Annotated in this window: 12 protein-coding genes; 7 read left to right on the forward strand and 5 right to left on the reverse strand. The window is 68.4% G+C overall.

Features of this window, described 5'->3' with window-relative positions; genetic code table 11:
- Positions 1-55: 55 nt before the first annotated feature.
- Positions 56-913, reverse strand: coding sequence for an esterase/lipase family protein (locus GPX89_RS28710; RefSeq protein ID WP_157390824.1), 858 nt, complete (start codon positions 911-913; stop codon positions 56-58).
- 152 nt (positions 914-1,065) lie between these two features.
- Between GPX89_RS28710 and GPX89_RS28715 the strand changes: the two genes are divergently transcribed.
- Entirely contained in the window at positions 1,066-1,941 is an 876-nt protein-coding gene (locus GPX89_RS28715; RefSeq protein ID WP_328602416.1) for a DMT family transporter, read from the forward strand.
- On the opposite strand, the gene GPX89_RS28720 is transcribed toward GPX89_RS28715, so the two are convergent.
- The gene (locus GPX89_RS28720; protein ID WP_328602417.1) at positions 1,938-3,086 is read right to left on the reverse strand and encodes an AI-2E family transporter; all 1,149 of its coding nucleotides are present in this window, start codon (positions 3,084-3,086) and stop codon (positions 1,938-1,940) included. The genes GPX89_RS28715 and GPX89_RS28720 overlap by 4 nt on opposite strands.
- A 174-nt stretch (positions 3,087-3,260) precedes the next feature.
- Between GPX89_RS28720 and GPX89_RS28725 the strand changes: the two genes are divergently transcribed.
- The 3 genes from GPX89_RS28725 (at position 3,261) to GPX89_RS28735 (ending at position 7,516) form a co-directional block, all read left to right on the forward strand.
- Positions 3,261-3,920, forward strand: a complete 660-nt coding sequence (locus GPX89_RS28725; protein ID WP_328602418.1) for a phosphate signaling complex PhoU family protein — start codon at positions 3,261-3,263, stop codon at positions 3,918-3,920.
- 120 nt (positions 3,921-4,040) lie between these two features.
- Positions 4,041-6,518: an MFS transporter gene (locus tag GPX89_RS28730; RefSeq protein ID WP_157390826.1), complete on the forward strand. Its 2,478-nt coding sequence runs from the start codon at positions 4,041-4,043 to the stop codon at positions 6,516-6,518.
- A gap of 110 nt (positions 6,519-6,628) precedes the next feature.
- Complete coding sequence (locus GPX89_RS28735) at positions 6,629-7,516, forward strand: SGNH/GDSL hydrolase family protein (RefSeq protein ID WP_157390827.1); 888 nt, start codon at positions 6,629-6,631, stop codon at positions 7,514-7,516.
- A 110-nt stretch (positions 7,517-7,626) separates the two neighbouring features.
- On the opposite strand, the gene GPX89_RS28740 is transcribed toward GPX89_RS28735, so the two are convergent.
- Positions 7,627-9,597: a molybdopterin-containing oxidoreductase family protein gene (locus GPX89_RS28740; protein WP_157390828.1), complete on the reverse strand. Its 1,971-nt coding sequence runs from the start codon at positions 9,595-9,597 to the stop codon at positions 7,627-7,629.
- A 182-nt stretch (positions 9,598-9,779) separates the two neighbouring features.
- Here GPX89_RS28740 and GPX89_RS28745 point away from each other — a divergent pair, with 182 nt between their 5' ends.
- Complete coding sequence (locus GPX89_RS28745; RefSeq protein WP_157390829.1) at positions 9,780-10,190, forward strand: hypothetical protein; 411 nt, start codon at positions 9,780-9,782, stop codon at positions 10,188-10,190.
- A gap of 77 nt (positions 10,191-10,267) precedes the next feature.
- Here GPX89_RS28745 and GPX89_RS44890 read toward each other — a convergent pair whose 3' ends face one another.
- Complete coding sequence (locus tag GPX89_RS44890) at positions 10,268-10,696, reverse strand: hypothetical protein (protein WP_235948306.1); 429 nt, start codon at positions 10,694-10,696, stop codon at positions 10,268-10,270.
- Positions 10,697-10,703: 7 nt separating this feature from the next.
- Between GPX89_RS44890 and GPX89_RS44895 the strand changes: the two genes are divergently transcribed.
- Positions 10,704-11,141, forward strand: a complete 438-nt coding sequence (locus GPX89_RS44895) for a DUF6319 family protein (protein ID WP_235948392.1) — start codon at positions 10,704-10,706, stop codon at positions 11,139-11,141.
- Between the two features lie 161 nt (positions 11,142-11,302).
- Here the strand turns inward: GPX89_RS44895 and GPX89_RS28755 are convergent, their stop codons facing one another.
- A complete protein-coding gene (locus GPX89_RS28755; RefSeq protein ID WP_328602419.1) occupies positions 11,303-12,838 on the reverse strand; it encodes a GGDEF domain-containing protein in 1,536 nt (511 codons plus the stop codon).
- 272 nt (positions 12,839-13,110) lie between these two features.
- Between GPX89_RS28755 and galK the strand changes: the two genes are divergently transcribed.
- Positions 13,111-14,220, forward strand: coding sequence for a galactokinase (galK, locus tag GPX89_RS28760; RefSeq protein ID WP_328602420.1), 1,110 nt, complete (start codon positions 13,111-13,113; stop codon positions 14,218-14,220).
- Positions 14,221-14,231: the final 11 nt, after the last annotated feature.

Genomic DNA, 14,231 nt, shown 5'->3' on the forward strand with positions numbered 1-14,231 from the left:
CGAAACGTGCCCAGTGGGCAATGTTTCTCGCTGGGAAAGTTTTGACAGTTTTTCGCTACTCGGAGAGCAGCCGTTCCACCACCCAGTCCGCCGCGTCGGGCTGCATCGGCAGGGCGGCATGACCGGCCGTCCCGGCCCGCGGATACAGATCCTCGAAGAAGTCGTTCACCACACCCGGCTCCTCGATGAACGACGCCGTCCCCGCCGGCGTCAGCACCTGATCGCCCCGCGTGGCCAGCACCGAGTACGACACCCCAGGCACGGTGACCCCGCCGTCGAGCAGCGCGCGCGTGACCCTCGACCCCGCAAGGCAATCGAGCGCGCCCTGCACGCCGCGAAAGACACTGTCGCGCAGCGGGTTCGAAACGTCGTTCAGCACGCCCGCCAACCCCTCGGGTGACCCCGGCAGATCCAGCCCCCCGATGAGCGTCGCGGCCGTGGTCCCCTTGGTCACCGGCGCGAGATACACCGCGCGATCCACCCGCGGCCCGCCGTTGAGGAACTTCAGGTAGTAGTTCGCGACCAGCGCCCCCGAGGAATGCGCCACGATGTCGACCCGCTCGGCCCCCGTCGCCGCCCGCACCTTCTCGACGAAGTCCCACAGCTGCGCCGCCGACTCCGACACCGGCGCGGCCGCCTGCATCGGCCCGATGATCCCGTACCCGAAGATGAACGGACAGCCCCCGATGCCCCGGATCCCGCTGGTGATCCCCGCCATCTGCTTGTCCAGCGTGGCGCGAATGTCCCCGACCGCCCCGAAACCCCCGAGTATCACCACCGGATTCGGCTGCTCCGGCGACGGTTCGCAATCCAGCGCGGGCTCGAGCGTCCCGGCGCCGGTCAGCGGATCCGCCCCGATGTCGGGCATCGCCGCCGCGGGCGTCGCGCCCAGCGCGAGCAGCGCCGCCACCACCGCCGTTCCCGCCCGAACTCGCCATCTTCGCAACTGTCTGCCCGGTCTCGCGTAGCTCACTGAAATAGTTCGGACGCCGAGGGCGTTTGGACGACCGATTCAGCGTGTCGGCGGCGTGGCATACGCTCCGGTTGATCGGAAGGAGCGGGATCGTGAGCAAGCGCGGCTGGCTGTTGTTCCTGGGTATGGGCGTCATCTGGGGTGTCCCCTACGCCATGATCCGGGTCGCGGTGCGCGAATTCGACCCGGTGTTCGTGGCTTTCGGCCGGACCCTGCTGGGCGCGCTGGTGCTGCTGCCGATCGCCCTGTCGATGAAGGTGCTGCTCCCCGCGCTGCGCCAGTGGCGCTGGGTGCTGGTCTACACGGTCGTGGAGATCACCGGCCCCTGGCTGCTCATCGGCCACGCGGAGACCAAGCTGACCAGTTCGACCGTGGGCCTGCTGATCGCCGCGGTGCCCCTGATCGCGATCGTCTTGACCACCCGCCTGGGCCACGAACGCCTGGACATGCGCCGCATCCTGGGCTTGGTGATCGGCTTCGCGGGCGTCACCGCCCTGGTCGGCCTGGACATCGACGTCTCGAATCTCGGCGCTATGGCCGCCATCGGCGTGAGCGTGATCGGCTACGCGCTGGGCCCCATCATCATCGACCGCAAGCTGGCCGAGCTGCCGCCGATCGGCGTGGTGACCGGCTCGCTGATCTTCGCGGCCGCCATCTACCTGCCGTTCGCGCTGTGGCGCATGCCCTCCCACTACCCGCCGGGCGCCAGCTGGTCGGTGGTCGGTCTCGGCCTGATCTGCACCGCGCTGGCGTTCGTGGTCTTCTTCGCGCTCATCGGCGAGGTCGGACCCTCGCGCGCCACCGTCATCACCTACATCAATCCCGCGGTGGCCCTGCTGATCGGCGTCTCGCTGCTGGACGAGCCGCTGACCGCGGGCATGGCCATCGGCTTCCCGCTGGTGATCATCGGCTCGATCATCGGCACCGCCCGCGCCAAGGCGCAGGTCAAGGAGCCCGCGCCAGCCTAGTCGTTCGCCGCCCGATTCCGCTTGCGTTCCTTGCGGGTTCGGCCCTGACGATCGATGCGCGGATCCTCGGCGACCTCGTAGCGCGTCACGTACTCCTTGAGGAACGCCTGCAGGGTGGCGGTGGCGGGGATGGCCAGCAGCGCCCCCACCGCGCCCAGCAGCGCGCCGCCCACCATCACCGACAGCAGCGCGATCGCCGGATTCACGTCGACGGTCTTGGCGGTGATGCGCGGCTGCAGCACGTAGTCCTGGAGCCATTGGTAGACCACCACGAAGATGACGATCCACACCGCGTCGAGGGGATTGATGGTGAGCGCCACCAGGATCGGCAGGATGCCCGCCAGATAGGTGCCGATGGTCGGCACGAACGAGGCGACCACACCGAACCAGATGCCGAGCGCGAGCGAGTTCGGCAGCCCCAGCATCGCCAGGAAGGCCCCGTGCGCGATGGCGGAGATGACCGCGAGCAGCGCCCGCGAGTACAGGTAGCCGCCGGTCTTGTCGATGGCCAGGTCCCAAGCGTGCAGTACCGCACCCTGTTTCGCGGGCGGCAGCAGCGAGCACACCGCGCGCCGCAGCTTGGGCCCGTCGGCGGTCATGTAGATGCTGAACAGCGCGATGGTGACGAACTTGGCGATCCCGCCCAGCACCGTGCTCGACAGCCCCCACACATTGTTCGCGGCCCGCGCGGCGTAGGAGCTGATGATGTCGGAGTCCTTGAACAGCCGGTCGCGCAGCTGGTCGAGGGTGAACTTCTGGTGGAAGGTGTGATTGACCCAGTCCACGAGTTCGCCGATGAGCCGCGGCAGTTCGTTCACCACATTGGCGACCGTCTCCACCATGAGCACGCCCAGCGTCGCGACGAAGCCCGCGGTGCAGGCGAACACGATGACGAACACCACGGCGGTGGCGACGCCGCGATTGACGCCGCGCGCGGCCAGCCCGTCCACCGCCGGTTCCATGGCGAGGGAGACGAAGAACGCGACGGTCATCATGATGGCGATGCCGATGAGCTGGTGGGCGGCCCAGTTGACGAGTTCGAACAGCCCGAGCAGAGCCAGCGCGAGCACCATGGCCCGGGGTAGCCACGCGGGCATCGGGGCCCGGGCCGGTGCCGCGGTGTTGTCGGAGTCGTCCGTCGCCACGGGGCCAGTCTCGTGCACGGCGGGGAGTTTCGGGCGAAGACGCACCGTACCGAGGCCCTGGGAGAAATCCGGTCGGTATGTTTTTAGCTAGCAAAAGGAACCGAGAGTCATTCGGGGATAAAGGTTTTGCCGCGATAGTGTGCATGTATGCGGGTTGGCGGCCAAGATATGCGAGTGCGCACGAAATTCTCCAGCGAACTGATGGCGCTGACCGATGAGCTCGCGCATATGGCGAGACTGACGCATGAGGCTTCCGAGCGGGCCGCGGCCGCGCTCGCCGGCAGCGACCTGACGGCCGCGTACGAGGTATTCGCGCTCGAGGAGAAGGTGGAGATCGAGCACGCCAAGTGTGAGGACCGTTCGGTCATCCTGCTGGCGCTGGAAGCGCCGGTGGCCCGCGACCTACGCCACGTCATCACCGCCATGCAGATCGCCGACGATCTGCTCGCCGTCAGCCGCGCCCTGAGCCGGGTGGCCGACGCGGTGGTGCGCCGCTACCCGAATCCGGCGGCCCCGGCCGATATCCTCGACCGGCTCGCGGAAATGTCCAGTGCGGTCACGCATCTCATCGACACCTCGGTGAGCGTCATTGCGGCGCACAGCCCGCCACGCGACCGGGCGCTGGTGCCCCGCGATGAGAACGTCGAGCGATTGCGCGTGCTGCTGGTGGAGCTGGCCTCCGCCGAGGACTGGCCGCACGGCTCGGCCATGGCCATCGATATCGCGCTGCTGGCTCACCAGTACGAGCGCGCCGCCGACCATTGCGTGCGCGTCGGCCGGCTCATTCGCTTCTTCCACACCGGCATTCCGCTCTACGCGCAAACGGAGGCGTAACCACCCCTTGTTGTGAGGGGCCCGATCGGCGGGAGTAAGCTGCCCGAATTGCTTCATGGCGAGGTCTTTTCGAGTAGCACCGCACGCACGGACAGCCGAAATCCGACAAGGGCCCCAAACATGACCAACCGCTCTACCCGGGCACAGGTGGCAGCGCCCGTTCGGGTCGCCCCGGCCGCCCCGACCACCGAGAGAACCGCGGCCGCAACCACACTGCCGCCCGGAAACATGTCGCACCGCCAGATCATGACCATCCTGTCCGGCCTGCTGCTGGGCGTGTTCCTGGCGGCGCTGGACCAGAACATCGTGAGCGTGGCGATCGTCCGCATCGCCAACAGCCTGCACGGTTTCGACAAACAGGCGTGGGCCACCACGGCCTACCTCATCACCGCCACCATCAGCACGCCGCTCTACGGCAAGCTGGCCGACATCTACGGCCGAAAACCCTGCTACCTCATCGCCATCGGCGTCTTCGTGATCGGCTCGGTGTGCTGCACCTTCGCGACCTCCATGTACCAGCTCGCGGGTTTCCGCGCGCTGCAGGGCGTGGGCGCGGGCGGGCTGATGTCGCTGGCGTTCACCATCATCGGCGATATCGTGCCGCCCCGCGAAAGGGTCCGATACCAGGGCTATTTCATGATGGTGTTCGGCATCGCCACCGTGCTCGGGCCGGTGCTGGGCGGCTTCTTCTCCAATGCCGATCACATTCTGCGACTCGCGGGCTGGCGCTGGGTGTTCCTGGTGAACGTGCCCATCGGGGTGCTGGCGCTGCTGGTGGTCGCCAAGGTGCTGGACGTGCCGTTCGAGCGCCGCCGCCACCGCACCGACTGGCCGGGCGCGATAGCCCTTGCGGCGGGCACGGTTCCGCTGCTCATCATCGCCCAGCAGGGGCGCGAGTGGGGCTGGCAGTCGCACCGGGCGCTGCTCTGCTACGGGATCGCGGCGGCCGGGCTGGTGGCGTTCCTGCTGGTGGAATTTCTCATGAAGGACTCCGCGCTGATTCCGCTGCGACTGTTCCGCAGTCGCACCTTCAGCATCGCCATCGTGGGCGGCTTCATCGTCGGCGTGGCCATGTTCGGCGCGATCGTGCTGGTGCCGCTGTACTTCCAGGTGGTGCGCGGGTATTCGCCCACGCGCTCCGGGCTTTTCATGCTGCCGCTGGTGGTGGGCATCATGCTGGGCGCGCAGTTGTCCGGGTGGATCACCAAATTCACCGGGCGCTACAAGGTGCTGCCGATCCTCGGCTCACTGGTGATCGCGCTCGGCTCGGGCCTGTTCGCGCTGGTGCGCTACGACTCCCCGCTGTGGCTGCCGCTGTTGTACTGCGGCGTCATCGGTTTCGGCCTCGGCGGATGCATGCAGACGCTCATCATCGCGGCCCAGAACGCGGGACCGCGCACGGACATGGGCGTCTCGACCGCCTCGGCCACCTTCTTCCGGCAGATGGGCGGCACGCTGGGTGTCGCGGTCTTCCTGACCATCCTGTTCAACCTGCTGCCGCGCAAGATCATCGCGGCCTTCGGCGGGCAGCTGCCACCGGGCTTCGACACCGCCCAGCTGGGCCGGATCCAGAGCAATACCAGCGGCATCGCGGCCCTGCCCGAGCAGGTGCGCACGCCGATCCTGATCGGCTTCACCCACGCCATGGGCGGAGTGTTCGCGGTGGCGGCGGCCGTCGCGGTGGTGGCGGCGTTCGTGCTGATGTTCATGAAAGAGATTCCGCTGCAGGATATTCCGATGCCCGTGGTGGAGGAGACGGCCGAGCCGGAGCCGGAGCCCGAGCCGGAGGAGGAGTTCCACTTCGTCGAGCCGTCGGGGCTGTCGGTGTCGGGCTGCGTGCACCGGGAGGACGGCCAGTCGGTGCCCGACGCGGTGCTCACGCTCATCGATCAACGCGGACGCCAGGTTTCGCGGGCCATCGGCGAACCGGACGGGGCGTATCTCATCGGCATCCCGCGCGCGGGCGCTTACGTTCTCATCGTCTCGGCGTTCGGGTATCAGCCCGCCGCGGTGAACCTCAGCGTCGGCAGCCGCCCGCAGCAACTCGATGTGGCATTGCTCGGGTCCGGCGAGGTGTCGGGCACGGTCCGATCCGTGGGGCGCGGTGTGCCGCTCGGCGATGCGACCGTCACCCTCACCGACGCGTTCGGCGATGTCGTCGGCTCGGCCATCACGACGGCCGAGGGCGACTTCATCTGCCGCGGCGTACTGGCGGGCACCTACACGCTGGTCGCGGTGGCCGACCACATGCGCCCGACGGCGGTCTCGCTCACCGTCCCCGACAGCGGAATGCTGCGTCACGACATCGAATTGGCCCCGCGCGCGGTGCTCGCCGGCTCGGCCTGCAACGAGCGCGGCGAGATCGTCCCCGACGCCCAGATCACCGTGCTCGACGAGGCCGGGGACCTGGTGGCCGTCACCCGCACCGATGACACGGGCCGCTATGTGGTGCCGGATCTGACGGAGGGGCGCTACACGGTCATGGCTCGCGGCTATCCGGCCGCCTTCAGCCGGGTCACGGTCGCCGAGGGTGAGGTCGCGCACGACGTCATGCTCGGCTACGAGCGGGTGGAAACCCTGGAGCGGGCGGAGTACTAGCGAGTAGCGAACGTTCCGATTCACCGCGCGGGCCGGGCGCGCAGCTGTTAGGTTCTCGAACTGAAAACAGTCCAGCATTCGGTATTGGACTGCCCCAGGGAAGAACAGTTATGAAGACCTCGCGCGCACTGCTGACCGCCGCGGCCCTCGCCGCCGTCCTACCCGCCGGAGCCGCCCAGGCCGAACCGGACGCCGCCGCACCCATCAATGAATATGTGGCCCTTGGTGATTCGTGGGCGGCCGACGCCACCCTCAGTCAGCTCACCACCGTGTTCACGCCCACGGCGTGTGTGCAGAGCTCACACAACTACGCCAAGCAGGTCGCCGCGGCGCTGAACGTGCCGGTCTTCCGCGATGCCACTTGCGGAGGCGCGGTCGCCGCGAACATGACGGTGCCGCAGCACATCGGGGCGGATTACAACGCGCCGCAGTTCGATCGGCTGACCGAGAACACGGACCTGGTCACGCTCGAGATCGGCGGCAACGACGCGGATCTGGCCGCTACGGTCACCGACTGCATCACCCTCGACCCTGCTGTCAGTCCCTGCCTGGACCACGAGGTCGTGGATGGTGTCGACCAGATGTCGGAGAAGATCGCGCGGACCGAGCCTCGGGTCGCGGGCGTCATCGCGGGCATTCGCGAACGTGCGCCGCACGCACGTATTTTGCTGCTCGACTACTTCGAAGGCATCGGCCTCGATGGCGGGTGCTGGCCGGAGATTCCGATCTCCGATGCCGACGCGATCTGGCTGGGGCACAAACTGATCGAGATGCATGAGATGCTCGGGCGGGTGGCTGAGACCACCGGCGTCGATTTCGTCGACACCTATGACGGTAGTGCCGGGCATGACGCCTGCAAGCCTGTCGGGACACGGTGGGTTGAGGGGTTGCTGCCGTATTCGGGTAATCCGGTGGGGCTGGCCGTGCCGTTCCATCCGAACCAGCTGGGTGCGGACTACCAGGCCCGGAGGGTGCTCGAGACCCTCGGTGAATACTGACCCCCGGATCGCCGGTGTGTCCCGGGGCGATCTTCAAGATCAACATGCATTGAGGTACAGGAATGTCCTGTTTGTCGCACCTCTTTGCATGTTGATCTCGAGGGGTGGGGTTAGGTGGAGGGGTGGGGGGTGATCTGGACTCGGTTGTCGTGGAAGACTGCGCCGCCGCCGAAGTCTGAATCGCGTTCGGCGATGGTCGCGTTCACGGTCGCGCCGCCGGTGTGCTTGGCCCAGCGGCCCTTCGGGGTGGCGGCCACGCCGGGGCGGACCGCGTCGGATACTTCGGCGATGGCGTCGAAGGAGCCGCGCTCGTTGGCGACGGTCACCGGGTCACCGTCGGAGATGCCGCGGGCAGACGCGTCGTCGGGGTGGATCATGACGGTCGGTTCGCCTGCGCGCCGCCTCAATTCGGGATTGGAGCCGAAGGTGGTGTTCAGGAAGTAGTGCGACGCGGCCGAGATCAGCACCAGGCCGTCGCCGGGGTCGGCGGGTGGGGTGTAGCCGGCCAGGGGATCGTGTCCGGCCGCGGCGGCTCGGGGTGAGACGAAGCGGAGTTTGTCGGTGGGGACGGGCCGCGGGTCGATCTTCAGGAAGCCGTCCGCGCGCAGGCGGTCGATGTCGTACTGCTTCAGCAGTTGATTCGCCAGCTCCTCGTCCGAGTCGTACAGCGCGGGCTCGGTAAGGCCCATGCGTTCAGCCAGTCGGCGGAAAGTCTCGGTGGTGGGCAGGCATTCGCCGGGCGGGGCGACGGCTGGTTCGTTCCAGACCAGGTAGAGGTTGCCGTAGGCGGCGATGACATCGAGGTGTTCGGGCTGCATGGTGGCCGGGAGCACGATGTCGGCGTAGTCGGCCGTATCGGTCGGGAAGTGTTCCAGCACAACGGTGAACAGGTCCTCGCGGGACAGGCCCTCGATCACCCGGCGCTGATCCGGATTGGAACCGACCGGATTGGCGGCGATCACGAACAGCGCTTTCACCGGCGGCGCTGTGGTTTCCAGCAGCGCCTCGCCCATTCGCGTCATGGACAGCGTCCGCACCGGATTCGGCAGCAGATCGAAGCGCACCAGCGCGGGGACATCGAGACGGAAGTGGCCGCTGGTCGAATAGTGCAGTCCGCCACCGGGAATGGCCCAGTCGCCCGTGACCCCCGGCAGGCAAGCCAGGGTGCGCAGCGCCATGCCGCCGCCCGCGTGTCGCTGCATCCCCTGCGACGCGCGGATGGCGGTCGGGCGGGTGCGGGCGATGCGTTCGCCCAGCGCCACAATGCGTTCCACCGGCACCCCGGTGATCGCCGCGGTGCGCTCGGGCGTGTATTCCTCGACACGGCCGCGGAATTCGGGCCAACCCTCGGTGTGTGCGGCCAAGAACGCCCCGTCCTCCGCGCCGAGTGACACGATGACGTGCATGAGACCCAGCGCCAGCGCCGCGTCGGTGCCCGGCAGCGGAGCCAGGTGCTCGTCGCAGCGTTCGGCGGTGCGGCTGCGCACCGGATCGATGGCGACCGTGTACGCGCCGCTGTCCTGGACGAACTTCCAGACGTGATGACCCGAGCTGAGCGGATTGGTGCCCCACAGCAGGATCAGCTTCGACCGGGTGAAGTCCTCCGGATCCATACCGCCCGAGGTGCCGAGGGTGTATTTCAGCCCGGTGCTGCCCGCGATCGAGCAGATGGTCGGATCGTGCAGGGACGCGCCGAGGGCATTGAAGAACCGCCGCCCGGAAAAGCCTTCCAGCCCTTGCAGGTAGCCCAGGCTGCCGGTGCCGTGGAACGGCCAGATCGCCTCGCCGCCGTACTCGTCGACGATGCCGGTGAGCCGGGTGGCGATCTCGTCGAGGGCCTCGTCCCAGGTGATGCGCTCGAAGCGGCCCTCACCCTTGCGGCCGACGCGGCGCAGCGGATGGGTGATGCGCTCGGGGGAGTGGACCTGTTCGAGGTAGCGGTTCACCTTCACGCACAGCGCGCCCCGGGTGACGGGGTGCTCCTTGTTGCCGCGCAGGCCGACCGCCGTGCCGTCCGCGACGTCCACCACCCAGGAGCAACCGTCCGGGCAGTCCAGCGGGCAGGCTCCCAATACCTTCATTCGATCGATCGTAGGCAAGCGACCTGTCGGTGGCGAAAGGCGAGCGTACGGCGGGTTTTCGTGAGCGACACGCCCACGGCGTCATGTGACGACACGCTGAGGCGCTGGGGTAGTCTCGGCGCGCGGCTAACCAGCCGCAACAGGATTGCGGGGGCGGAAGTGCGCGGTGGAATGGGATATTCATGATCACCCCCGGCCGAGGGCTCGTCGGAGTCGCCACGGGTTGCGTGGCGCTGCTGACCGGCTGCACCTATCCGGGACACACCGAGGCGGCGCGCGCCAGGCCGGCCGACACCGCGTTGTCGGCGAGTGACGTGGGTGAGATGCAGCGCAGCGCCTTCGTGACCGGCTGCGGCGGAACCTCCGCGGGCTGGCAGGCGACGGCGGTGGTGAGCAATCGGGACGCGGTCGAGCACCGGTACCTCGTGGTGATCAGTTTCATGACCCCGGAGTCGACGGATCTGGGACGCACCCGCACCGAGGTGACCGTCGCCCCGGGCGCGACGCAGGACTTCACCACCGAGACGCGACTGGATCCGGTCACCCGTCCACAGACCGTCCGGTGTGTGCTGCGCGGCGTGGAGCAACTCTGAAAGTTGCGCGGGGACAGGGTGGGCCGCTTAGGATCTCCAGCGCCGGCCATGCTCGGTGGGCCGCACCAGCGGAGTAGCTAAAGGTTCACTGACCTGCGCGGCAGTGGCATCGGGTCTTCTCCGGATGTGGATTTGTCGGTGCCATGGTGCATGCTCTTGGCACGCAGATGTCCGCCCGTCCGCCCGGAGTGCCCCATGTCGACCCGTACCAAGCCACAGCCCTTGTCGGATACCGAGATTCGGCAGATTGCCGCGGAAATCGACGCGGGCCGTCCGCCGATGGTGTGGTTCACCGCGGCGGCGGTCGGCGTACCGGAAGGCCGGTCCGGAAAGGTGATGTCTCTCGGTGATCCGTCCGAGGGAGATTTCCTGCAGGTGAAGCCCACGGGCTCGAAGGACGTATTGTCCTTCGGTCCCACCGAGGTCACCCTGACGAAACCGGCTCGCCAGAACCAGACCAAACCGGCCAGTGCGCCATCGGCCGCGAAACCGAGGAAGGAACCCATCGTGACGATGCCCTCGCCGGCCGCCGCGCCGACCGCTCCCAGCGCGCCCGCGCCCGCCCCGGAAGCGAAGACCGAAACCGCCTCTCCCGCCACGGAGCCGGCGCCGGAGGCCAAGGCCGCCAAGGCCGCCGCGTCGCGCCCGGCCCGCAATGCCGCCAACGCCGCTGCCGCCAAGAAGCCCAAGGCCGCCGAGGTCACGGTCACCCTGAGCGGCACCGCCGACGGTGAGTGGACCCTCGATGTGGTCAACGGCAAGAAGCGCACCATCAAGGGCCTCTCGGTCGCGAGTTCCGCTGTCGCCCAGGCCGCCAAGATCCTGCACCCGGAATTCGCCGAGGTCGTCGACTCGATTCACGAGGCCGTCCGCGCCGCCCAGCAGGCCAAGGTGGAACAGCTGCAGGCCGAACTCGAATCGGCCCGTCGGCTACTCGACGACCTCGCCTGAGCCACAGACCCGATCTGATCGCCGGTAGCCCAACCGCTTTCGGGGCCCGGCGTTACGGGCGTGCTGGTCGGCCGGAATCCACTACTGCGGCAGTGGATCCCGGCCGGAAGCATGCCGGGACGGGCACGGATTCATGCCGTGCGGGTGACGAGGGAGCTCCCTCACACCGCAGATTCGCGCTGCCAGGTGCGCGGTCCGGACTCCGGCCGTCCCCGCCGCAGATCGTCGTGGAAGATGTAGCCCAGCGAGTATTCCTTGGCGTGGTACATCGCCGAATCCGCTTCGCGCAGTAGCTCGTACACCGTGGTCTCGGTCTCCCGCGGCCGCGAGCAGGCGATGCCGATGCTGGCCGCGATGCGCACCTCGGCCGCGCTCAGCTCGAACGGCTCCCCGAGCGTGGCCAGCAGCCGCTCGGCCAGCTGCAGCGCCTGCTGGCGCGCCAGCGGGGCCAGCACCACGAATTCGTCACCGCCGTAGCGGGCGGCCGCGTCGTCGCGGCGGATGACCCGGCGGATGCGGGCCGCCGCATTGGCGATCAGCTCGTCGCCCACCGCGTGCCCGTAGTTGTCGTTGACGCGCTTGAAGCCGTCCAGGTCTATGAACAACAGCGCCAAAGGCTGTCCGGCCCAACGCTCCCGATTACGATGCAGCGCCCGCAGCAGGGCGGCGCGGTTCAGGAGTCCGGTCAGCATGTCGTGATCGGCCTGGTACTGCGCGCGCCGTTCGCTGCGGGCGCTGCGTTCGATGGCGCGTTCGCTGCGTAGCAGCACGCCGCCGAGTAGGAGCGCGAACAGCGAGGACACCACGATGCGGTCGAGAGTGTCGAGGCTGGAGCCCACCACCGGCACCAGCGAGGCCACGATCATGACGATGGCGATGATGCTGGCCCGCTGCCGGGACCGGTGCGGATGGATGTCACGCGGGCCGCCCAGCACCACCATGCTCGGATGCAGCGCGGCCGCGCCGATCAGCGTGAAGCCCAGTTGCAGCGGCAGCAGCTGGATCTGGCGGCCCAGCGATGCCGAGCCGATCGTCTCCAGGTGGTAGCAGAGATCGCCGCCGAGAATGACCAGCATGGCCAGGTGCACCAGCCGCAGTGAGGTTTCCGAGCGCGCCGAGGTGATGACCGAGTGCACGATCACGGTGAGCAGCAGCGCGTCCACGATGGGGTCCGCCATGCTGGTGACGGTGGTGAACCGGATGCGGTGGGCCATGTGCAGCACCGGCGAGATGAGGAAGGTCCACGACAGCAGCAGCGCGCCCAGGCCGATGAGCCCGGAGTCCAGCAGCAGATCGTGGTCGGTGCTGTTCTGGCGCGGCCGCAGCCACAGCACCGCGGCCAGGCCGACGCAGCAGTACCCGCTCAGGGTGAACAGGTCGTCGAAGGGGTGGCGCTGGGACTCCGAGACGTGGCGCAGCGCGGTGCCGATGGCGAACTGCAGGGCCGCCGCGGACAGCAGGTACCAGGGCAACGGGTGGCGGGGACGGTACTTGCGGACGCCGAGGCCGATCATGGTGAGGCTGAGGGCGACCGAGACGAACAGGGTGCCCAACGCGACGATACGGCTGTTGATCAGCAGGGGGAGACCGAGAATGAGCACGCCGCCGGTGAACAGCCCGGTGCGCCAGCAGATTCTGGTGTGCCACTGGGCCCGACCCGGACCAGGCCGCTCGGCCGGTTGTGTGTCCGTTCCCACCAGCCCCCCTCGTCCGAGCAGTACTCGAAAAGACACCGCCGATCCTCAACCGTGTGTGTTGCGGTACGAGCATAGGTCCCCGCGCAGCGGTGGCAGAGTGCCCGGTAGAGAAAGGCGCTGCCACTATTTGGGCAACCGAACCGATCATGACATGAAAACGCCCGCTCCGGAGCGGAGTTCGGCGAACCCGCAGGACCGCTTTCCGCGAGGCTCGCTATGCTCCTCGCGAATCGAACCGAACGGCCTGCACGACTCTGTGAACAGGAGCCGAAGTGGCATCGAGAGCGGGACGCTGGTGGGCTCCGGGCCGGGTCAATCTCATCGGCGAGCACACCGACTACAACGAGGGTTACGTGCTGCCGCTGGCCCTGCCACTGGGTCTGACCTGCACCGCCGCCGCCCGGCCGGATGGCGTGGTGCGCCTGCGATCCCGCCAGGCCCCGCTCGACGAGATCGACACCACGATCACCGCGCTCGACACCGGCGGCTGGTCGGAACTGCCCGCCTGGACGCGCTATCCGCTCGGTGTGATCCGCGAATTCGTGCGTCGCGGCCACGAGGTCACCGGCGTGGATCTCGACCTCGACGCCACCGTCCCGATCGGCGCGGGCCTGTCCTCCTCGGCGGCGCTGTCCTGCGCGGTCGCCATCGCCGCGCGGGACCTGTTCGCCCCCACCGTCTCCGATGCCGAGATCATCGACATCGCCCGGGTCGCCGAGAACGTCTACGTCGGCGTCCCCACCGGCATCCTCGATCAGTCCGCCGCCATGCTCTGCACTGCCGGGCACGTCCTGTTCCTCGACACCCGCACCGGCGTCACCGAGCAGATTCCCTTCGACCTCGACGCCTTCGGTCTGTCCCTGCTGGTCCTCGACACCGGCAGTCCGCACCACCTGATGGACGGCGAATACGCCCGGCGGCGTGCCGAATGCGCCACCGCCGCAGCACAACTGGGCGTCTCCTTCCTGCGCGACATCCCCTTCGCCGCCGAGGCCGACCGCCTCGCGGACCCGGTGCTGCGGCGACGCGCCCGCCACGTGATCACCGAAAACGCCCGTGTCCTGCGAATAGCCGAACAATTGCGCGCCGGTGCGGATCCCCGCGTCATCGGATCCGTCCTCACCGCCGGACACGCCTCGCTGCGTGATGATTTCGAGGTCTCGGCCCCGCCGCTGGACACCGCCGTCGACGCGGCGCTCGCGGCGGGCGCACACGGCGCGCGCATGACCGGCGGCGGGTTCGGCGGCAGCGTCATCGCCCTGGTCGACCACGACGCCACGGGCCCGGTGCTGTCCGCGGTGCGGGAAGCCTTCGCGAACAAGGGATTCGACCCGCCCCGGGACTTCACCGTCACCCCCGCGGAGGGTGCTCACCGGCTCTGAGTCCTCCACCG

This window comes from Nocardia terrae (assembly GCF_009760405.1).
Taxonomy (GTDB): domain Bacteria; phylum Actinomycetota; class Actinomycetes; order Mycobacteriales; family Mycobacteriaceae; genus Nocardia; species Nocardia terrae.

Bases quoted from the DNA above. Each gene is read 5' to 3' on its own strand.
- GPX89_RS28730 (WP_157390826.1), top strand. From the start codon at position 4,041: ATGACCAACCGCTCTACCCGGGCACAGGTGGCAGCGCCCGTTCGGGTC.
- GPX89_RS44890 (WP_235948306.1), bottom strand. From the start codon at position 10,696: ATGGGTTCCTTCCTCGGTTTCGCGGCCGATGGCGCACTGGCCGGTTTG.
- GPX89_RS28735 (WP_157390827.1), top strand. From the start codon at position 6,629: ATGAAGACCTCGCGCGCACTGCTGACCGCCGCGGCCCTCGCCGCCGTC.
- GPX89_RS28740 (WP_157390828.1), bottom strand. From the start codon at position 9,597: ATGAAGGTATTGGGAGCCTGCCCGCTGGACTGCCCGGACGGTTGCTCC.
- GPX89_RS44895 (WP_235948392.1), top strand. From the start codon at position 10,704: ATGCCCTCGCCGGCCGCCGCGCCGACCGCTCCCAGCGCGCCCGCGCCC.
- GPX89_RS28745 (WP_157390829.1), top strand. From the start codon at position 9,780: ATGATCACCCCCGGCCGAGGGCTCGTCGGAGTCGCCACGGGTTGCGTG.